Raw genomic sequence first — 21,117 nt, forward strand, 5'->3', positions numbered from 1 at the left:
CCGAGTCTCACGTAACATCACCATAAACTTATTTTAGACAGAAGAAAGGTTGACATCCGCAACATGAATGAAGCGCACAACATGAACAGAAAGCAGGTACGTAAAGAGCCCTTCCCTGTCTCCATCCTGTCACTTACAGCAGGCGCCTTTGCGATTGGTATGACCGAATTTGTTATTATGGGAATTCTGCCGAATGTGGCGGAGGATTTACATGTCAGTATTTCAACAGCAGGTCAACTCATTACGATGTACGCTCTCGGCGTAGCCGTTGGTGCCCCCATCCTGACCATTCTGACTCAGCGAATCCCACAAAAGAAACTGCTATACTTGCTCATGGTTCTATTCATTATTGGCAACGGCATTTCCGTATTCGCTCCGAACTACAGCGTGCTCATGGCAGCGCGTATGATAACTGCCCTAACACACGGGACATTCTTCGGCGTTGGCGCTGTGATCGCCTCTAATCTAGTACCGCCCAATAAACGAGCCGGTGCTGTCTCCATTATGATGGCAGGCTTGACGATTGCTAATATCATAGGTGTTCCTCTCGGAACCTTTATCGGACAAAACATGGGCTGGCGAGCTTCATTTGGTGCCATTGCCATCATGGGTGTCATCGCATTAATTGGTATCATTCTCTTCATTCCTAAATTGAAACAAGAAAAGCCCGTTAGTGTGGTGAAGCAACTATCGGCTGTAATCCAGCCCAAGCTACTTATGTACTTACTGATCGGCGCTTTAGGTAACGCCGGATTATTCACCGTATTTACATACATTAATCCACTACTCGTTGAAATCACCGGTTATGCTGAACACAGTGTTACCTGGATTCTAGTCCTGTTCGGCTGCGGCGTCACGCTTGGCAATATAGTGGGTGGTAAGCTCGCAGATTGGAAGCTGATGCCCTCTATTCTGGGACTTTATTTCGCCATAAGTGTCATTCTTACAATCTTTACTGTCACTGTATATCATCCCCTTGCGGCCGTAATCACGGTCTTCCTGTGGGGAACCGCTGCCTTTGCGGTTATGCCCGGGCTTCAAGTACGGATTATGAGTCTCGCCGAGGATGCTCCAGCACTTGCATCCACCTCTAACCATTCTGCAGGGAACCTGGGGAATGCCGCTGGGGCCTTCATTGGTGGCTGGGTCATTACCCACCTATCCTTGAACGCCTTGCCATGGGTTGGAGCACTGCTCGTTGGCCTCGGTCTGGTGTTAGGTATTGCTTGCTATATCGCTGAGCGAAAAAATAGTGTAGCGCAAACCGCCTAAATAAGCATAAAAAAAGCAATAGCACGTTGTCCTTCACAGACTTCGTCTATTGCTTTTTTTATTTATCATGTTGCCATCATGCTTATTTATAGAACACTTTATCTACATTGTACTTCGCTTTGAACTCATTAACGATATACGTTTCATAGATTTCTCTCTCCACTGGGTCCTCAATCACACAAACTTCAATCTTCGTAACTTCGTTTCGGTGATCCTTCATTACGGAGACGGTATCCTCAAAGTGCTTCTTGATTCTCGGTCTCAGCTTTCTAGCTTTACCTACAAACAGCAACTCATCTTGAGCATTGTAGAACATAAAGATTCCACCCTTTTCTCTAGTAATCAGGTGAAAATCCGTGAATCCATAAATATTACTTAGCTCTGGAGCATCTTGTTTAGTAATCGTCACATCTGGTGTTGGAATGGTTATGTTTATCAATTAAAACTCACTTCCTCATCTATATATAGATGTAAATACTATCATAATTCCGAGCATGAGACCACTGATTCCTTACTTGTGTAATGTTATATAACATTAGTCATTGAAATAGATCTTTAATCCAGCTGATAAAATAAACAAATCACTAAATTGTGTAATAATACATGACATAAGTATTGATTGTTGAATAAGGCATACTGTATGATTACAAGTAATCAAGCAGTTAAATTGCTTCTGTAGTACGAATTTAATCCAATCCATGAATGAACCTGCTTCAGTTGACAACTAAGATTCACGTCAGGAATTATCACATGTTAATAATGATTCATAGCAGGTCTTGTTGACCTTAATAAGGAGAGGTGATTGGTTATGAATGTTGCTTTTGTAGCGCATGATCGTAAGAAAGAGGAAATGATTAATTTTGTCATTGCTTATCAGGCGATGTTTGAAGAACATACGCTTTTCTCCACAGGCACGACAGGCCGACTCATTGCAGAAAACACGAAGCTAAACATCATGAAATTCCGGTCAGGTCCACTCGGGGGCGACCAACAAATCGGTGCTATGGTGGCCCAGAATGAACTCGATTTGTTAATCTTCTTCCGCGACCCACTTGTGTCTCAGCCGCATGAGACCGATATCACTGCTCTACTTCGCCTATGTGATGTGTATGGAATTCCGGTTGCAACGAATTTAGCAAGCGCTGAACTTCTCGTCCATTCGTTAAAGCGTGGAGAATTCCACTGGCGGGATGTCATCCATCAAAGCCGTCCTGTGAATATTAAGCACCACAAAGTGAAGCCCGTCGTATTTCCTTCAAATAAGTCATCGCTGCATAACGGAAACGACCACCTCCCCGCTACAGAATCGCTATAAATTTGATGTCACTCATCAATATAAAAAGGTTGATCTTCCTCCACAGAAGATCAACCTTTTTATTAATCAGACTTCCTATCCAGAAAGAACGAACGAATCATTCTTTATAGTTGCCTTGCAATGGTTACGAGGTCTTCCAGATCAATCTTTCCATCTCCTGTAACATCAGCTGCTTTGATTTTTTCCCAATCTGGGCTGTCTGTTGTTTTTCCGTAATTCGCAGCGATAATTGCAAGATCTCCAATCGATATCTTACCATCGTTATTAAGGTCTCCTGGAGTTCCTGGCTCTATTGGTTTTCCTGGTTTAACTTGAACCGTTATAGAAGATGAAGCTGCTTCGAGCTCTTTTCCTTCCTGATCCCCCATGACGGCTTTCGCTATTTTAACTGAGCCTGACAACACTTGCTCCACTTTCTTCGCTTTAAATTTCATCTCAAGCACTTCGGAATTACTACGAATGGCGTGCTCAGCCCCCTTGCTTGCAACAATGAAGCGAAGTTGTCCTGGAGTGGTATCTATCAACTCTACAATCGAAACGTCATCTTCATGAATGGAATTTGCAGAGACAAATTCAAACAACGAATCATCATACTCCACCTTAACATCCTGCGCATATACCGGATTAACCACATTATTTAATCCATAAGTAACACTTAGCGTTTGCTCTGAATCGACAGAAGGACTACTATTCAAGGTTGAAGTTAATTCGGTTGTACTGCTACTCTCATGTCGATATACATTAATCTCTGATGCGGTCGCCCATCCCCCAGATCCTTCGATCGCTTCCAGCTTTACATGTGTTGCCTTTACCGGACTAAACGTGATCACCTTATCTGTCTTATCTCTTGCCCAGCTGCCTTCGGATACTTTAGTGAATTCATTGCCGTTACTACTAACATAGAGATTATATTTGGTAATGATTCCGTTGAACCGTCCATCTCCACCCATATCTTGTCTTGGTGTGTATACGAATTTATCAATCTCATACGTATCATTCAAATGAATGATAATCGATTGCGGTAATCGATCAGATAGATTCCACTTTGTGCTCCATAATGTCGCTTTCCTGCCATCCAGCACTCGATCTGCTCCTTCTCCAGGCTCAGCACTTGTAGCTGTCGCATTCATCAGCGATTGGGGGATAGCCAGCGGATCTGTCTCAGGTGCCAGCGGTACCGGATTAAATGTGCCGACCGGATGTTCATATACACCGATATCCGGACTATTATAGTGTAATCTATTTCCCCAAAAATCCTTCACGCCTCCGTCAATCAACAGCTTCCCGGCATCGATTAAAGGTGAATTCGGCTGAAGCTTGTATCCATCAAGCGAAGTGATTCCAGTCTTACCGCTACCTGGGTTTACAAACAACGGATCATTAGTGATTTTGTTCGGATCAGCAGGCTCATTCGCCGCATGCACGCCGCCTGCCTCATAGATTACATTATTGCTGAAGTCTACCTTAGACCAATCAGATACGCCCCAATTGGTAGGTGCGTTCTTATTCGTATTGTAGAACACATTGTTGTACACACTCATTCCCTGCTTCCAAACTACATTCGTGATCTCTGATTGGCTGCTGTCATAATAGAATATATTATTCATGATGTAAGAGGGTGACAGTTCATTGAACAGGAAGTATTTAAACAATCTTCCGTCATTCTGACTAATATTATATCTGACAACATCATGCTCATTCGCTGCCATAACGAGCATGAAGCCTTCTGGATTGTCATGACTGTAGTTAAACTGGAATGTTGTATTCGCAGACATGCTGTCTAGATCAAATGCAGTTCCATCCTGATTCGGGGCGCCGCCGGATACCTCATTGAATTGGAATGTCGTATCGACAGCATTCCAAGGCCACATGCCGGCATTCGGTTTATTCGATCTCATCGCAAAACCAGCTAATACATTATGCTCGATGAGAGCGCCTTTCGTATCGCGAATTAATATACCGTCTCCACCAATATCGTTAAGCTTGTTGTGACCAATATACACACCCGTGCTCCATAGGTTGTTATCCCGCAGCAGTGGACCCATCTCGCTGTCATATTGCCCCCCAGTCTGAACCGGTACATAGAGCAATTTATAACGAACTGGCTTAATTCCTGTCCGGTCCACATGGTCGATCGTGTTGTATGTAATACGTACATCATTAAATCTGGCTTTGGTTACACTCCCTTTGGTACCGACAATAACTTCACCGACGATCCCCCCGCTGCTTTTGTAAGGATCGTTGCCTACACCATGTTCATTGCCATCAACATCGTGAATATAACAATCCTTAATATAAATATGTTGATATATGCGGTCACTCGTACGTCCATCAATCGAATACAGAACTCCGATTCTCCGATTCGGACCTGTGTAATTGACTGTCAGATCGTCATCATTCGTTATTTCAAGATTAGTAATTTCCCAGTATTCCTGATTCTGAAGCATAACCGCGCCTTCCGTCTGACCTCCACCGTTGATGGCCGGCTTATTACCTGATCCATACTTACCTATGACAATAGGACTTCCTTCGGCTCCTGATCCTTTAGGCCAGAGCTGACCGTTCCAGCTCTCACCAGCTTTGAATAGAATCTGATCGCCGGGTTGAAATGTTGTGCTGTTCACCTTATCTAGTGTCTTCCACGCAGAAGAGGCACCATCTCCAGCATTACCATCATTACCTTTCGTATAATCCACATAATAGGTTGTACCTTGTGCAGCCGCTAATACATGTCCAGGCATGGATACCATTGGGATTGCACTGACAGCGAGCATGCTGGCCGCGAGCGTCCATGATAATAATCGTGCTTTCATTGTTTTTCCCATTTCCTTACCCTCCCCATTGCTAATTTTATTAAAAACTTCATGTTTCACTTCATAAAAGATCATGTAATCAAATTATAAAATACGATAGGATTGAATTATTTCGTAAATATGCTTTGTTTTTATCGTAATCATGCTCTGGTTTGCTATATAGATCTACCTCGTCTAAACAATCTTATATACATGAGGTGATTCATTATGAAAGCGTATCCATCCGAGTTTCCGTACAGCACCCTTTCCCATTCTCCAAGCGATATCGCCGTTAAATTCATGTTTTTTGTTCAAGATGTTGGTTGGTATGTATGCAAGCCTGATTATTGTATAAATCGTTCATTATCTCACTATCAACTCAAGTATGTCGTTAAAGGCTCCGGGTATGTGACCGCCCAGGGAAGAACCTATAAAGTGAATGCTGGTGAGCTATTCTTCTTAGATTTAAGTCAGATGCATCAATATAACGCAGATCCGAGTAATCCTTGGGAACTGCTGTGGGTTCGCTTTGGCGGAATTCAAAGCTCATATTATTTCGAGCTGTTACACGCTTCAGAGTGCCCTGTATTTCAAATCAGCAATACCGAGCAGACGGAGCTTCTTTTTAAACAACTGTATGATTTATTCCTGCATCGCCCCATCGGACTTGAGTTCATAGCATCCTCTCTCATTACTCAGGTGTTCACACAATTGATCATGTCTTCCATGGACAAAAACAACGCTGAATCTATTTCGCTGAAGATCGCATACCCCACAGAAATACAACTAGCGCTAGAGTTTATCGAAGCACATTATCCATCGGATATTAAAGTCGAAGACGTTGCTCATTTCATACATCTAAGTCCCTACTATTTCTCACGTTTATTCAAACGATATACCTGTCATACGGTCACTGAATATATCATCAAATACCGATTAATTATTTCTAAGCAGCTTCTGACCTCTACGATGATGTCGATCGGCCAAATTGCCCAGCATGTCGGCATCGGCAGTCAGAGTTATTTCTCCATGTTGTTTAAGAAATATGAAGGAATCACTCCTAAAGAATACCGCCAATATATTCACAACGATAAAGTATAAAAAAAGTGCCCTCAGCATGGTGCTTTTTTATGACCTCTTTCACGCCTCCCCCTTCAGTCCCGCTCCTAATGACAGCACCCTCATCTAGGCACTCGCATAGGCTAGAGCATTAGATGCGTTCAGCAAGGAGATATGATGATGAATGTAATATATCCGAGTCCTTATTGGGACTATCAAGTGTATCGACCCACGGCTCCTCCCATCTTGTTAGATATGAAACGAGGGGATGTGAATGGAGACGGCATCCTCGATACTGTCTATCTATTCGGCAACAAAGTAGATCCAACCAGCCTCTTCGCTGACCACATAACCATGGGGATTCAGGACGGAGCTACACACCAATTAACGATTGTCCATCCCCCTGAGAATGCCGGGTATAATCCTACGCTGTTCCTCGGAGATTTCAATAAGGATGGTATTCTCGACATTATGGTCAGTATGGAGACCGGAGGCAGTGGTGGATACGGTATTTTCTATATCTATTCGTTCCAAAACAACGATTTAAAGAAGCTATTCGATGTACAGCAGTACAATGAACAGTACCGTTTGCATGTCAACTATGAGCATGGATATAAGGTAAGCATAAGTAGTCCTCAGCTCGACATCTTGTTTACCATTGATATCAGCAACAAGGGTTACGACTATTTATCTCAGTTCTATAACGAGTCAGGACAATTGAAACAACCTACCAAAGGCGAGGTTCTAGCACTGGGCGCTCTTTATCCAGTCGTAACCAACACGGGAAGCACCAGCTATGACCTCCTCGCCATCCAGCGAATCATTGGTACAACAAATGCTGACACATTAGGCAATGTAGAGAACCTCATTTCATGGGATGGGCATGCCTTTGCCTCGAAAAGACTGACAGTCTCTATCCCAGGTAGCAAGTTAATTACACCTTATCTCAGCTAGTTAGGCATGCACCCCTAAATAGTCAGGCGCATATATTGCAGATATGGATAACCACCCAGAGATGGAGGACGAAATGATGAGCATGCAGCACCAAGGCCTCGGCCATCAAGAGCAAATCTTATATCAAGCCGGACCGAATCATCCGCAATCTTTAAAATCAACTCGAGATCATATGCACCATCTATGCAACCAGCATAAAAATCAACTCGTACGTGTAGAAACACTCGATGGGGAAGTTTTCGAAGGCGTCATCACACATTGTGATCGAGGCATTATATATTTGAGTCTTCCAGACAAGAGTGGCTCGCGCGCCTTCGGACCGAATTACTACAACAATGTTATTCTCCCGCTTGTTCTTTATGAGCTGCTCGTAATTACCCTGTTATTTATCTAAACGTAATCCCTCTAACTTAATGTAAAGGAGTGAACACTCATGGCATTTATGCCTCCTTTTGGACCACAGGGACAACAGACGGGACCAACCGCTCCACCTCCACAGGCTCCTCCCCCAAAGCCAATGACCTCGACCTTTGCCATTGACCCTGGTGCAATTCAGAACTGTCTGTTCCGAAACACCTATATATGGCCCAAATTCGGAATTGGTTTCTGGTTCTTCCCGACTTTCGTGGGACGCACATCTGTTGCCGGCTTCAGATGGACTGGCCGAAGATGGGTTTATTCTGGATTTGATTTAAGAACGATTGAGTCTTTTACGTGTTTCTAATGAGTTACTTCTTCGCCAAAATAATTAATTGATCAAGCAGCACAGCGCTCAAGCTGTGCTGCTTTTTAATAATTTGTTCAAGAGCATGCGAACAACTATACTTGCACTTGCCATTTTCCAGAGTAAGGGGTATATTATCTGTGAATATAAAATAAAATTATTCATACGTTCATAAGTGGCATAAGGAGACCTTAAATTATGGCGAGAAAATTTGATGAACACGAGAAAGAACGCATCCACTCACAGTTACTAACGCAGGGGAAATGGCTATTCGAGACGCACGGATTGAGGAAAACAAGCGTGTCCGATCTAACAAAGGCGGCTGGTATTGCACAGGGATCCTTCTACCTGTTCTATGCATCGAAGGAAGAGCTGTATTTTGATATTCTTCAACAGCTAGAGGAGCAGATCCGTATAGATATGGTAAGCAAGCATTTCTCATCTGGGATCTTGACGAGGGCTTCGTTCAAGCAGTTTCTCAAAGATTCCTTAGATCTTATGGAGACCTACCCGCTGATTCGTCAGCTCTACAACGAAGAGATCATGGAGACATTCGTCCGCAAACTGCCGGATAAACTGCTCGAACAGAACTTTACAGGTGATGCTAACTATCTACTACCCATGATCATACAGGCACAAGAACAAGGATATATGGCCCAGAAGAACCCTGAAACCATTGTTAGTCTACTGCGCTCCATCATTCTGCTATCCCTCCAGAAGCGAACGATCGGTGATGCACATTATGAGAACACGATGGAACTTCTTATCGATTTCATTGTGGATGGACTTATTACGGAGAAAGAAGGCTGAGTTCATGATCGAGGTGAAAGATTTGCAATTTACTTATCCCGGAGCGAAACAGCCCACCCTTAAAGGGCTGAACTTCTCCATTCCTGCAGGGGAGATTTTTGGATTTCTGGGCCCTTCAGGTGCAGGTAAGAGTACGATTCAGAAGATCCTTATCGGAATCCTGAAGCAATATTCAGGCAGTGTTCGTGTCCAGGGTTCAGAAATACGCAATTCACCCTCTGATTACTACGAAAAAATCGGTGTTGCCTTTGAATTTCCGAACTTCTACACCCGTTTCACTGCTTTAGAGAACCTCTCACTCTTTCGCTCGCTCTATAAAGGCAAGACCGAAGACCCGAAGCATTTACTGGCTATGGTTGATCTTGATAAATATGCCCATACCAAAATTTCCGATTTCTCAAAAGGCATGAAAATGCGGCTTAATTTCTGTCGTGCGCTGCTAGGCAGCCCCGATATTCTTTTTCTAGATGAGCCGACTTCCGGACTCGACCCTGTGAATGCCAAAGTCATGAAAGACCTCATCCTCGCTAGACAGCAGCAAGGCACTACGATTCTATTGACCACACACCACATGAGTGCAGCGGATGAACTATGTGACCGAGTTGCCTTCATTGTAAATGGAGGGATTAGCCTTATCGACTCCCCTCGTGAGTTAAAGGTTCGAAACGGCCGCTCCCGTGTTCAAATCGAGTATACAGATCGAGGACAACTCCAACGCAGAGATTTTGATCTCCAGCAGATCGGTTCAAACCAAGCATTTCTTCAATTACTGCGAACACACCCCATTGAGACCATGCATACACAGGAAGCCACGCTAGAGGATGTATTTATCCAAGTGACAGGAGAATCATTACGATGAGACTTCAAGCCGCCTTCTTCTATGATGTGAAGCTACAATTCCGGCATGGATTCTACTATGCCTATCTGATCATTAGTACCATTTATATTATGGTGCTGCACGCTCTACCTCAAGAGTTCCGCCAGACTGCTGACATCATTCTTACTTTCTCTGATCCCGGCGTGCTTGGTTTTTTCTTCGTCGGCGGGCTGGTCCTGCTTGAGAAAGGTCAGAATATTCATGACAACCTCTTCGTTACACCTTACAAGCCGGAAGAGTATATTCTATCAAAGACGCTAAGCTTAACCGCTCTCTCCATCCTTACCTGCTCTGTTATACATCTCAGCACCTTTGGGTTTCATACAAATCTATTTCTGTATCTACTGGGTGTAGCTATGACTTCATTCTTCTTCACCCTTATTGGAATGGGTCTATCAGCAAGGTGCAAAACCATCAACCAATTTTTCATCAAATCTATGCTCTATACATCCATTCTCATTCTGCCACTCTTGGAGACAATTGGCCTGTGGAATTCACCACTCTTCTATATCCTACCTGCCAAAGGCTCACTGCTTCTCATTCGATCAGCCTTTACTAACTTGTCACTAGGAGAGCTAACTTACGCTGTTATTTCATTAGCTGTATGGTGTGTGGTCGCTTATTTTTGGACACGGAATTCAATAAGACGCTACATTATATTAAAAATTGGTGGAGGTCAAAATTAATGCATGCTATCACTCAGCTTCTACGTAGTGATGTAAGGCAGATCAGCCGTGATCCAATGCTCCTATCCGCCCTACTGGCACCTGTTCTATTGATTCTATTCTTACGTTTAGGCATACCTATGGCTTCTAATGTCGTATACGAAAGACTCGGAATCGAGTTAACATTATATTACCGCGAGATTATGAGTTTCTTCCTACTTCTCACCCCCCTCATATTAGGGATGCTATCGGGTTTTGTAATTCTCGATGAGCGCGATGAGAATCTAATCAGCTATTATGCAGTTACCCCACTCTCTAGGCGTGGTTATTTTCTATACCGATTATCTGTCCCCATTGTTATATCCACCTGCTTCAGCCTGCTGCTTATATATACAGTTCAACTAGTCTATATTCCGTGGACTAAGCTTCTATTGCTCATGCCCATGATTGCAATGGAAGCTCCAATCGTGGCATTGTTTATGAGCGCTTTTGCAGCGAATAAAGTAGAGGGGCTAGCCCTATCCAAGCTCGCTGGCTTGGTTGTTCTCGCCCCTTTAATTATCTTCTGGGTTCCTTCACCCTGGCAATGGCTCGGTGGTATCATCCCGACCTTCTGGATCTCCAAAACCTATCTGATCGCTACCCAGCAGGGATCTCTGAATTTCATGTTGTATGTAATCATCGGCACTGTTGTCCACTTGATATTCCTAAAGAGTCTACTGAGGTTATTTGTAAATAAGCTCGATTAATTTAAATCCAGACTATGTGTAACCCGGTTTCTCCCATTCTCCTTGGAAGCGTAAAGGGCCTGATCGGCTTTTTCTAGCAGAGTTACATCTGAATCCTCGGAAGTCATCGTGGCAACTCCTATACTCACCGTGATAGTCACTAGCTCCCACGGGGTCTGTAAAACCGCAACTCGCAGCGCCTCAGCCCTCAACTTAGACGCTGCAGCATCTGCATCTGGCAGAAGAAGAACAAATTCTTCACCGCCTAGTCTGGCCACGGTGTCTTCACGCAGAGAATGTCTGATTAAGGTATCCGCCAACTGCTTCAGAACAAGATCACCGGCCTGGTGCCCCCAGGTGTCATTTACTTTTTTAAAGTGGTCTATATCGATAATAAGAACGGAGAAGGGTTGTTCGTTCTCGCTATACCGCACAATCAACTCTTCTAATTTTTCCTGAAAATATCTTCTATTCTTAAGGCCCGTCAACTTATCCGTAACAGACAGTTCCACCAATATTGCATTGTACTCCATCAGCTCGGCTTGCTTCTGCTCAATCTCCTTATGAATCTGTTCCAGCTTCGCAAGGGCTTGATTCTTCTCCCAATAGGCAGCTTCAATCTGCTTCTTAGCTGTTCGCAGCTCTAGTTCATAATCAATACGCTTGCCCATCTGTACCAAGATGCAATCAATCATCTCTATTCCATCTATTTCAAACCGTCTCCCATTCAGAATGAATGGAATGGACTGGCCTTGACTGTCTCTCAGACTTAAGAAGAGCTCCTCCACATGTCCGTTCAGATGAATATAAGGGTAGAAATAAGAATGAAAAATAAGCTTGTTTGCCGTCGACATGATAGACTCAAAGTGCTTCTGGACCAAGTCTTCCTCTTCATATCCCATCCACTCCAGAAATGTATCATTCACATCAGTAACGATTCCAGTCGGTGTGATTGAGATATAGCCACAGGGGGCATATTTCAAACGATCATCCATTATCTTATATATCCTTTCAATGCAGGCATAATCTAGAGTTATTGAAGATATTCCTTAATCAATGTAATGGTTTCTACCGGGTGACTGATATGAGGATAATGACCTTTGGCCTCCATGATTCGCAGTGTGCTATTCTTCAAGTGGCTGTGCAAATACTCCCCCACCTGAAGCGGAACAATACTATCATCAGAGCACTGCATAATCAATGTAGGAATGGTAGATTCGGATAAATCACTCCGATGGTCTGATAGAAATGTAACCTCTGCGAACTCCCTTGCGATCACTGGATCGGTAGATATAAAGCTCTGTTCCAGCTCTTTCGTTAACTGTGGAAGGTCGGGGTTATTCATCGCAATCGGCGCCAGGAAACTTGCCCAGCCTGTAAAATTCATCTCCATCATATCAAGTAGTTCATTTATATCACTTAAATCAAAACCACCGACATAATGCTCTCCCTCATTCAAATAACGTGGAGAAGGTCCAATCATAATCAATTTATTAAAATACTCTGGGCGCTTGATCGACGCAAGCATTCCAATCATGGAGCTAACGGAATGACCTACAAAAATAACATCACGCAGCTCTAGCGCTTCCATCACGTCCAGTACATCCTGTACATATCCGTGAAGTGAGTTATACTTCTCCGCTCGATATGCCTGTAAATCAGAGTTACCCGAACCTACGTAGTCAAAGAGAACGATCCGGTAATCCCCTTCAAAGGAAGGCGCGATATATTGCCACATGCTCTGGTCACACCCAAACCCATGTGCAAAAACAATGATTTGTTCTCCCGCTCCGATTACCTTCACATTATTCCGTGTCATCACATTCGTCATTTCGCATAACTCCCTCTTCTAGCAGTATTCTCTTCATTCTGAGGGGATGCTATATAAATATCAAGTCTATCTTGCAAACACTTTCTAAAGTAGAAAAAAGACTGCCCTTTGGGACAGTCTAACCTCTTCATATATAAGCTTCAACTAGACAATTAATGCTTCAAAATCAATACATATATCCTCTAGGATCCATTCCGTAGCCTGACGGCTTCGACAAACCATAAACAATGCTTCACTCGTTAGCGTCGTGAAATTTCTTCTGTCTACGACTCGAATGGAGGGCAGAGGGATACTGTCTTCACATAGAGCCCAGCCCCAGTTCGACCCTCTACTTCGAGTATTCGATATCAGTCGCTGAATATCAGCTACTTCCTGATCCTCTGAATCTTTAGGTAATTGTCCAAGTCTTGTGCCATTTAGACATATCCCCTCGTCACTCGTCGGATCCTCCACGTAACCCCATGCCCATACCGAGCCATCCCTCTTTGTACCCTGGCTCTGCATTCTCCCTGCCATAATTTCCGCGAATCCATCAAAATCATTCGTTATTCGCTTGGCAACCATCCAAATCATATCATGCGTATAGTATTCATCCATATAATCCATCCATGTGTATAGATGATTCGTTTGTGCCAACTTTTCTGGTTTAAAGGTTACTTCTTTTCCCCATAATTGCTTAATTTCTTCCTCTAATTTAGCATAGTTGATGTTCTTATCGAACCCGAGCGCTCCGTTCCAGTTCGCTCCCCAGCCCCAAATCTGTCCATCTTTATCAAGTGCCAGACTATGATAGGGACCCGCAGAAATGGATTGGATCTGACTCAATAGTCCGTTCTCATGAACCACTCGAATGGGAGAGAACTGCGATCGCCCAATTTTATGATATCCTATCCCTAGTTGGCCCTCTTCATTATCTCCCCAGGCCCACACCTGACCCTCATCATCCAGTGCCAAACTGAAAGTAGCCCCTGCGGAGATTTCCACGATGTTCACCTCTTGAGGAAATACAACACGTTTGGCCCCACGGATGTCACCTTTGTGCGCTCCCTCATTCGTGAATCCGATTCCCAATTGACCCTCAAGATTGCGTCCCCAAGCCCACACCTGACCTCTGTTATCCAGTGCCATACTGTGAAACCCACCAGCCGAAATTGCCTTAATATTTGAGAGGAGCCCTCCCTCTTCACACGATATAACCTGATAAGCGGTCTGCTCCATAATCCATGATGAATCTCCTAGTTGCCCATATTGGTTGCAGCCCATAGCCATGACGGTGCCATCGCCCAACAGGACAAGACCATGATCTGTTGCTGTACTAACCTCTCTAACACTCAGATCAGAGACCTGACTCACCTTAGAGACGCTTACTATCGGAAGCAAACCGACCACTGATGTCCTGTCGAGAACGATTTTCCACTTTTTCCGGATTGGGTGCACTCACTTATCACTCCTTTTAAATAAAATTGCTGTTAATAATATAGTCCAATGTGACAAAGTGATATAGTGACCCGTGTCATGAGTGTTGTCATGTGACAAGATATTCATCAGTAAGCGGATACAAACACCTAATGATTACAGCTGCTTAGGACTTTGGTTCTCCTGCAGCCTCCCATTTCGCAATTTCTTCACGCACTCGTGGTGCCACTACGGTACCTAACAGCCTGATGGCATTCATAACATCCTCATGCGGCATCGTACCGACCGGTACATGAAGCATAAAGCGTGTAATACCAACATGCTTGCGCAGGTGAATAATTTTCTTGGCTACTGTATCCGGATCACCTACGTACAGTGCACCGTCGAAGCTCCGTGCGAAATCGAAGCTGGAACGATCGTAATGTCCCCATCCACGCTCTCGACCAAGCATATTCATACAGGCCTGCGTAGATGGAAAGAACTTATCCGCTGCAAGCTCCGTTTCCTCTGCAATAAATCCATGGGAGTGCGATCCAACCGCAAGCTTTGAGACATCATGCCCTGCATGTGCTGCTGCTCTTTTATAAAGTTCTACTAATGGTGCGAACTGCACCGGCTTCCCTCCGATGATCGCAAGCACGAGTGGCAATCCGAGCAGACCCGCACGGATGACGGATTCCTGATTACCACCACTTCCGATCCAGATTGGCAGAGAGTCCTGAACCGGACGTGGATATACTCCCAAGTTATCAATGGCTGGTCTATGTCCTCCTCTCCAGGTCACCTTCTCAGAATCCCTGATCTTAAGGAGCAGCTCCAACTTCTCATCGAACAGCTCATTATAATCATTCAGATCATAACCAAAGAGTGGAAAGGATTCGATAAATGAGCCCCGGCCCGCCATAACCTCTGCACGTCCATTCGATATACCATCGAGTGTAGCAAAATCCTGAAATACACGAACTGGGTCAGCTGACGATAAGACCGTTACCGCACTTGTAAGACGAATATTGCTCGTCTGCGGCGCAGCAGCCGCAAGCACCATTGCCGGTGAAGATGCTGCATAGTCTTTACGATGATGTTCGCCAACACCAAACACATCGAGTCCTACTTGATCGGCAAGAATGATTTCCTCCACCACTTCACGCAATCGCTGCGCGTGGCTCATTACCTCACCCGTCTGTACATCAGGCGTCGTTTCTACGAATGTACTAAGTCCGATTTCCAAGGATCATTCCTCCTATAGTATAAATATCTATCAATAGCCCCAAAGCCCAAATTGTTTTAATGACAGATATCTTTATTTTGAACTATTCAGCTATTATTTTCAAACAAGTTACATAAAGAAAACGCCAATAGATAATCTACAAGATACATAGACCATCCACTGGCGCTAATTCAGCTATTCAAATTTACTTATTGTCGATCATGTAAATTAATTGTACGAGGTTACCGTCTACTTGATACGCCATGAACATGGTGTAGTATCCCTTATCCTCATTCGAAAGGTCAAAGATAAACTTATTCGGATCTGCACTTAATTGGCTAACATCCAACACCGTTTCTTTAAACGTCTTGTTGTGTCTAATTCCAGCGGAAACCGGTATAATCTTCTTCCCATCCCGTCCTGTCACTAGATTATCCACTTCAATGATAGGTCCTTGCGATACTCCACCTACCTCAACCAATTGAGGGTCAGCCATGAGGTTTGCCAGCTTCTTCAAATCTTTCAACGGAGAGAAGTCTGTAACTTCAGCGCCCGTAATATCGAGCGTTACTAGATTCTTAGCATATTCCAGACCCTTAAGCGAGCTCACTCTTCTAGTCTCATCCTTGAATGAGATCAGGTTATGCATATCCGCCAGCGTAATATCTCCTGTAATTCCGAGTGTCTTCTTAAGGCCATCTCTTAGATATTGATCTGGTATGGCAACCACTTGGGTTAAATCAATCTTCACTAGACTTGCCATGGCCGCTCTAATCGATGCTACAGCAGTGTCGATTTCACTTTGATTAGCGGCTGGATTAGCAAGTATCTCTTCAGCTTTGGCAAGGCTATTTGTTAACACAGCAACGCTCTCCGGCGTGTAATCTTCTACATTTATGGCCTGAGCTTCTACAACTGCTTGTTGTAAATCTTGCACATAAATGTGATCTGCGTTAGCAAAATGGAATTTAGCATCGCCCCATGTAGCATGATCGGACCCGTTACCATTTCCGCCATCCGTAACGACAAGCTTAAGCTCCTTCGCGCCGTTAATATCGACTTCAATAAATTTCTGTGGATCTCTTGATTGCATCACACCACTGTTGAATTTAAGTTCTCCATCTACATAAACCTCAAAGCTTACAGATCCAATTGAACCATACATCTGGCGATCCACACCAACAAATGATGTGAAGTAGTCCATATTCTTATTGGTTAGATCATATACAATCGTAGAGTTAGAATGTGCTCCAATACCTCTCTCATAAATCACTTCACGATTGTTCTCGTCTGTTAATCTGAGAGCTTTAGCACTGATAGACTTATCTTTCACTGGAGCTGCATAACTGTTCTGCGTAGAACTCCAATCATAATCCGTTAAGAAATGATAATCGTTCATGTCAACTACAGCTACCGTTCTCTCTTTAGTCACCGTATTACCGTCACTATCTGTAACAGAATAAGTAATTGGATATTCCCCTGCTCTGTTAAAATTGACCTCACTTTCACCCGTGACAGTCACTTGAGCTGTTAAGTCTCCATCTTCTGCATCGATGGCAGCGTAGTGCTCTTTAAGTGGGATGACCTCACCAACTTTAGTCGAAACCGATTTCGGAATGGTAAGCTCTGGTTTGTCGTTTAGAATAATAAATTTGGCATCACCAAAGCTGCCATGGTCGGAAGCATTTCCGTTACCCGCATTATCAACTATCAGCTTTAATTCCTGAACGCCTTTCACAGGAATCCGAACAAGCTTCGCTTCTGTACTAAACTTCATGAGTCCACTATTGTAAACTTCTTGACCATCTGCTACGAGTTTAAAGATAACACTCGAGTTATTCTGTTCCGGTATATTTCGGTCCACACCTACATATGTCTCGAAATATTCATAGTTCGAATTGGCGAGATTATACACAATTTCAGAGTTGGCATGGGTGCCGATTCCTTTAGCAAACTCTTGTACTTTCCCTTGTACCAGCAACTTTATCGTTGCATTCGTACTCGATTTGTCTTTTCTAACCACGTTATAATCTGTTCTTGCAGATACCCATTCCACGTCACTCATATACTTACTTGCACTATAAACTACGATATTTCTTGTCTTGGTCACTGTATTGCCGTCTGAGTCGGATACCGATAACTCCACTTGATATGTCCCCGTCTTACCTGTTGTAAATCCGTTGGATTTAACTTCAACTTTACCGATCAAGTCTCCATCCTCATTATCAAATGCCTGCACATCTTTTAGTACATCGAATTCGCCGTTAAGTGCAACGAATGTAGTTTCATCAGGCAAAGTGAGGGTTGGCACGCTAGAGTTATTCGTGAACTTGGCATCAGCCCATACGGTATGGTCTGCAGAATTACCACTATCGTTCGCATCCGTTGTAACCAGCTTGATTTCTTTCGCACCTGTAACCGGAATTCTCACGAATTCTTGCTCGGTGCTTGCTCTGAATACACTACTGTCGAATTTCTTCTCGCCATCAACATATACCTCAAATGTTGCAGAAGACGGTCTTCCTTTCATAGACTGATCGATACCGATATAACTCTCGAAGAAGTCATAACCTTTGCCCTCGATATGATAGATAACTTCCGAGTTCGCATGCACACCGAGACCCTTCGCATAGACGGCATCCATGCCTTGACGAAGAAGCGTAATCATGCCGCCACCAGGTGCTCTATCTTTCTTCAATTCACTCCAGCCCACAGTTGCTGATGCCGCATTTAGATCCGAAGTGAAAACGTAGTCGCTTGTCACAGTCACTTGACTTGTTCTCGATTCTACTACCCCACCGCTCTTAACTTCATAAACAACTTGATAGTTTCCTTTACGTGTAACATCTACGTTATTCGATTTCACCACGACTTCACTCGAAATATCGTTACCTTGATACGTAGAAGCTTTCACATAATCCATCGGATTAAACGACTGGTTCAGCTTCAGCGTGACATACGCCTGAGCAGATAATGCTGGCTTAAATGCTTTGAATTCCACCGGTTTCAGTGTCTTCAGTGTTTTATCATAAGCCACGATTTTGTATGTGTAGTTGACATTCGTATCTATGTTCTGATCTACGAATTGATCTTCACTCGTAAAGCCTACCAGCTTGTTATCTCTATAAATTTCATATCCTAGCAAATCCTCTGCATAAGATTTATCCAGACTAATGCTTAGTGTATTCGTTTTAGCAGATACATTCGGGATCACACTAGCTGTTATCTTAGGTGCCTGTTCTACAAAGCCATTTCCTTTGTAATTAATTACTGAATTATTCAAATACCACAGCTTCTTAGGTGCCGGATATACAGATACTTTCTCTCTTGTATCCGCGTTAACTGTGAAGCCATGTCTTGCAAAATAACTGCTCAAATCCTTGCCCAGCACCTCAGAGGAGAACTCGACCAAATACTGTTGTTTCGAATTTTCACCATTCGGCAGAGAGACCTTTCGATCCCGGTACAGGCTGTTCAGTTCCTTCCAATATCCCGGATGAGCAAGCTCCAATTGCCAGAAGGCACCGAGTCTCGCAAATAGAGACTGCTGCTCCATAGCTACTTTATTCTCTTCAATGACATATTTATAGATATCCTGATAAGGAATGCGGGTATCGATCGATTGATAATCAACCGACATCAACATAGCCAGCATATTGTTGGTTATTTCACCATACTCTCGTTCGCCAACAGCCATACGGTGTCCGATTTCATGCGTCAATCCCCAGCCCGGATATACCTTTGTAAAATCACTCAACATTTGTGATACTGTACCAGCTTGTATCCCGGTATGGTCACCTGCTGCATACATCGCACCATACGGCTGCATCAAACGGATGTTTTCCCGAATACGCTTAGGATCGTGGTTCGTATCGCGTCCATCTAGACCGTAGAATTCAAAGTTCTTCTTCATCCAGTAGTCATAGCCGGTTAAGGTACCCACTGGGTCCTCGCCCTGTGTAATAAATTTCTTATAAGCTTCGGATGCCGTACCTGTGAAAATGATATGCTCACTTGCCATTTCGACCACATCAATAAGCTTACGGTCTTTTACATCAGGGTGTGCTGCTTTATCTGCATCTAACATCTGCTTATATTCCGTTAGGAAAGACTTAAATTCCTGAGGATCCGTGTCCTTCGTCATGAAAGGGATCTTCTGTCCCCCTTCAATTCGAATGCGTGGTGCCTTTCCTTGTTCTTCAGCTGTATAAGGATTAGAAATATAAACTGTACCACCTTTAGTTACAGGGTGCGCATAGTAACTGTTCGATGCAAATTCCGGCACGATAAAAGTGTTCTTGCCTGGACGAAGCTGCTTTCCACTTGCCCACACATTCCAAGCTGCTTCTTGTTGAGAGAATACGATGGAAGGTAACTTGTCGGCAGACTCCACATCCACATACACATTGATCTCTTGGCCTGGCATCGCCACAAATCCCGTAGGTTGGTTGTTCGTACCAAGTGTAAACCGCAAGTTCTGCGATGCATGTTTTCTCATATCCCCGCGTTGCTCTGCGGTAATTATGGTCCCCTCGATCTGGGTCTGACCGCTCACAAGCTTTTTCGCCAATTCCAGCCGTTCTTTCAGTTCAGAATACAGCGGATGTAATTTCGCTTCATTCTCCAACGCAGTAAGTTTAGCCGCACTATTATAATCGGGTACTACTGCACTCATCGTGCCATCGGTGAATAGGCTGTTGACCACATCCCGAACCTTATCTTCTTTATAGAAACCAAACTCCGATGCGCTGGCCCAATCTTGATCTGCTTTTTTGAATACGAATTTAACCCGTTTGAACGCTGTTGGTGCAAATTTAATCTCTACAACATCACCAGTCCACCCTTTATATTCCCCTGATGTAACGAGTGTAAACTCATTACCCTCATCGGATGTGGAAGCATAAATATCAAACTCTCTTGCAAACCCCTTACCTTTTGCACCATCTTGTCTAGCTGAATACACAATTCGATTGAGTGTGGTCAATTCATTGAACTGAACCACCACTTCATTCGTGAAGGCGGAGGTATTCGGTTTGCCTGTTTCCCAGTGTGTCGCCATATCCCCATCAATCGCCTTACCAATCGCAGAGCTAGAATAGTTCCCACCATTATTCGTAATCGATGTAATGTGATTTCGGCTGATTTTAAACACCTCATTATACGCAGCTAAACCAGCCTTGCCATGTAGATCAAAAGGAACAACAACAGCTTTACCACTTTCGTCCACTTTACTAGCCAATACATTTTTCACTGACTTTGCATTCTGTACTTCATTAGCCATAATCTGACCTGGTCCCACTGTAAGGCTGGCCAACATTGCTGCTGATGTCGCGATTGCAATCATCTTTTTCATTACGATTTTCCCCCTGGTATGTGAACATAATTATGACCAATGAACTAAAAAACGCGTAAAAAAAGCTACCCATAAGAGTAGCTTACATTGCGAATAAAGCTCGGCATAAAAATT

General features: G+C 43.7%; 16 protein-coding genes and 1 pseudogene. 10 read left to right on the forward strand and 7 right to left on the reverse strand.

Going from position 1 to position 21,117, the window contains the following annotated elements:
• The first annotated feature begins 81 nt into the window (after positions 1-81).
• Positions 82-1,272 (forward strand): MFS transporter, encoded by a 1,191-nt coding sequence (locus ACK8P5_RS24720; RefSeq protein WP_422658820.1) that lies wholly within the window; start codon positions 82-84, stop codon positions 1,270-1,272.
• 82 nt (positions 1,273-1,354) lie between these two features.
• Here ACK8P5_RS24720 and ACK8P5_RS24725 read toward each other — a convergent pair whose 3' ends face one another.
• Positions 1,355-1,711 (reverse strand): nucleotide excision repair endonuclease, encoded by a 357-nt coding sequence (locus ACK8P5_RS24725; RefSeq protein ID WP_422658821.1) that lies wholly within the window; start codon positions 1,709-1,711, stop codon positions 1,355-1,357.
• Between the two features lie 369 nt (positions 1,712-2,080).
• On the opposite strand from ACK8P5_RS24725, the pseudogene ACK8P5_RS24730 reads away from it, so the two are divergent.
• Positions 2,081-2,485: pseudogene (locus ACK8P5_RS24730) on the forward strand (methylglyoxal synthase); the annotation flags it as partial.
• A gap of 206 nt (positions 2,486-2,691) precedes the next feature.
• On the opposite strand, the gene ACK8P5_RS24735 reads toward ACK8P5_RS24730, so the two are convergent.
• Positions 2,692-5,412: a discoidin domain-containing protein gene (locus tag ACK8P5_RS24735; protein WP_422658822.1), complete on the reverse strand. Its 2,721-nt coding sequence runs from the start codon at positions 5,410-5,412 to the stop codon at positions 2,692-2,694.
• Between the two features lie 195 nt (positions 5,413-5,607).
• Here ACK8P5_RS24735 and ACK8P5_RS24740 point away from each other — a divergent pair, with 195 nt between their 5' ends.
• The 8 genes from ACK8P5_RS24740 to ACK8P5_RS24775 all read left to right on the forward strand — a co-directional run bounded on the left by ACK8P5_RS24740 (position 5,608) and on the right by ACK8P5_RS24775 (position 11,217).
• The gene (locus ACK8P5_RS24740; RefSeq protein WP_422658823.1) at positions 5,608-6,480 is read left to right on the forward strand and encodes an AraC family transcriptional regulator; all 873 of its coding nucleotides are present in this window, start codon (positions 5,608-5,610) and stop codon (positions 6,478-6,480) included.
• A gap of 138 nt (positions 6,481-6,618) precedes the next feature.
• Positions 6,619-7,392, forward strand: coding sequence for an FG-GAP-like repeat-containing protein (locus ACK8P5_RS24745; RefSeq protein ID WP_422658824.1), 774 nt, complete (start codon positions 6,619-6,621; stop codon positions 7,390-7,392).
• 43 nt (positions 7,393-7,435) lie between these two features.
• Entirely contained in the window at positions 7,436-7,786 is a 351-nt protein-coding gene (locus ACK8P5_RS24750; RefSeq protein WP_422658825.1) for a hypothetical protein, read from the forward strand.
• A 39-nt stretch (positions 7,787-7,825) separates the two neighbouring features.
• Positions 7,826-8,116: a transporter gene (locus ACK8P5_RS24755; protein ID WP_422658826.1), complete on the forward strand. Its 291-nt coding sequence runs from the start codon at positions 7,826-7,828 to the stop codon at positions 8,114-8,116.
• A 198-nt stretch (positions 8,117-8,314) separates the two neighbouring features.
• A complete protein-coding gene (locus tag ACK8P5_RS24760; RefSeq protein ID WP_422658827.1) occupies positions 8,315-8,926 on the forward strand; it encodes a TetR/AcrR family transcriptional regulator in 612 nt (203 codons plus the stop codon).
• 4 nt (positions 8,927-8,930) lie between these two features.
• Positions 8,931-9,785, forward strand: a complete 855-nt coding sequence (locus ACK8P5_RS24765) for an ATP-binding cassette domain-containing protein (RefSeq protein ID WP_422658828.1) — start codon at positions 8,931-8,933, stop codon at positions 9,783-9,785.
• On the forward strand, positions 9,782-10,489 hold the full coding sequence (locus ACK8P5_RS24770) for an ABC transporter permease (protein WP_422658829.1): 708 nt from the start codon (positions 9,782-9,784) through the stop codon (positions 10,487-10,489). Before ACK8P5_RS24765 ends, ACK8P5_RS24770 begins: the two co-directional genes overlap by 4 nt.
• Complete coding sequence (locus ACK8P5_RS24775; RefSeq protein ID WP_422658830.1) at positions 10,489-11,217, forward strand: hypothetical protein; 729 nt, start codon at positions 10,489-10,491, stop codon at positions 11,215-11,217. The genes ACK8P5_RS24770 and ACK8P5_RS24775 overlap by 1 nt, the downstream gene beginning before the upstream one ends.
• On the opposite strand, the gene ACK8P5_RS24780 is transcribed toward ACK8P5_RS24775, so the two are convergent.
• The 5 genes from ACK8P5_RS24780 to ACK8P5_RS24800 form a co-directional block, all read right to left on the reverse strand.
• Positions 11,214-12,191, reverse strand: a complete 978-nt coding sequence (locus ACK8P5_RS24780) for a sensor domain-containing diguanylate cyclase (protein WP_422658831.1) — start codon at positions 12,189-12,191, stop codon at positions 11,214-11,216. The two genes, ACK8P5_RS24775 and ACK8P5_RS24780, sit on opposite strands and share 4 nt — an antisense overlap.
• 38 nt (positions 12,192-12,229) lie before the next feature.
• The gene (locus tag ACK8P5_RS24785) at positions 12,230-13,027 is read right to left on the reverse strand and encodes an alpha/beta fold hydrolase (RefSeq protein ID WP_422658832.1); all 798 of its coding nucleotides are present in this window, start codon (positions 13,025-13,027) and stop codon (positions 12,230-12,232) included.
• Between the two features lie 144 nt (positions 13,028-13,171).
• Positions 13,172-14,464: an RCC1 domain-containing protein gene (locus tag ACK8P5_RS24790; protein WP_422658833.1), complete on the reverse strand. Its 1,293-nt coding sequence runs from the start codon at positions 14,462-14,464 to the stop codon at positions 13,172-13,174.
• Positions 14,465-14,609: 145 nt separating this feature from the next.
• A complete protein-coding gene (locus ACK8P5_RS24795) occupies positions 14,610-15,671 on the reverse strand; it encodes an LLM class flavin-dependent oxidoreductase (RefSeq protein ID WP_422658834.1) in 1,062 nt (353 codons plus the stop codon).
• Between the two features lie 184 nt (positions 15,672-15,855).
• The gene (locus ACK8P5_RS24800; protein WP_422658835.1) at positions 15,856-21,003 is read right to left on the reverse strand and encodes an NPCBM/NEW2 domain-containing protein; all 5,148 of its coding nucleotides are present in this window, start codon (positions 21,001-21,003) and stop codon (positions 15,856-15,858) included.
• Between the last annotated feature and the right edge of the window lie 114 nt (positions 21,004-21,117).

Origin of the sequence: Paenibacillus sp. EC2-1 (genome assembly GCF_049311625.1) — a bacterium.
Lineage (GTDB): Bacteria > Bacillota > Bacilli > Paenibacillales > Paenibacillaceae > Paenibacillus_AQ.

Excerpts from the sequence above, each read along its gene's own strand:
- ACK8P5_RS24760 (WP_422658827.1), top strand. The coding sequence starts at position 8,315 with ATGGCGAGAAAATTTGATGAACACGAGAAAGAACGCATCCACTCACAG.
- ACK8P5_RS24780 (WP_422658831.1), bottom strand. The coding sequence starts at position 12,191 with ATGGATGATCGTTTGAAATATGCCCCCTGTGGCTATATCTCAATCACA.
- ACK8P5_RS24735 (WP_422658822.1), bottom strand. The coding sequence starts at position 5,412 with ATGGGAAAAACAATGAAAGCACGATTATTATCATGGACGCTCGCGGCC.
- ACK8P5_RS24740 (WP_422658823.1), top strand. The coding sequence starts at position 5,608 with ATGAAAGCGTATCCATCCGAGTTTCCGTACAGCACCCTTTCCCATTCT.
- ACK8P5_RS24745 (WP_422658824.1), top strand. The coding sequence starts at position 6,619 with ATGAATGTAATATATCCGAGTCCTTATTGGGACTATCAAGTGTATCGA.
- ACK8P5_RS24770 (WP_422658829.1), top strand. The coding sequence starts at position 9,782 with ATGAGACTTCAAGCCGCCTTCTTCTATGATGTGAAGCTACAATTCCGG.
- ACK8P5_RS24750 (WP_422658825.1), top strand. The coding sequence starts at position 7,436 with ATGGATAACCACCCAGAGATGGAGGACGAAATGATGAGCATGCAGCAC.
- ACK8P5_RS24765 (WP_422658828.1), top strand. The coding sequence starts at position 8,931 with ATGATCGAGGTGAAAGATTTGCAATTTACTTATCCCGGAGCGAAACAG.
- ACK8P5_RS24755 (WP_422658826.1), top strand. The coding sequence starts at position 7,826 with ATGGCATTTATGCCTCCTTTTGGACCACAGGGACAACAGACGGGACCA.
- ACK8P5_RS24720 (WP_422658820.1), top strand. The coding sequence starts at position 82 with ATGAACAGAAAGCAGGTACGTAAAGAGCCCTTCCCTGTCTCCATCCTG.
- ACK8P5_RS24785 (WP_422658832.1), bottom strand. The coding sequence starts at position 13,027 with ATGACGAATGTGATGACACGGAATAATGTGAAGGTAATCGGAGCGGGA.
- ACK8P5_RS24800 (WP_422658835.1), bottom strand. The coding sequence starts at position 21,003 with ATGAAAAAGATGATTGCAATCGCGACATCAGCAGCAATGTTGGCCAGC.
- ACK8P5_RS24775 (WP_422658830.1), top strand. The coding sequence starts at position 10,489 with ATGCATGCTATCACTCAGCTTCTACGTAGTGATGTAAGGCAGATCAGC.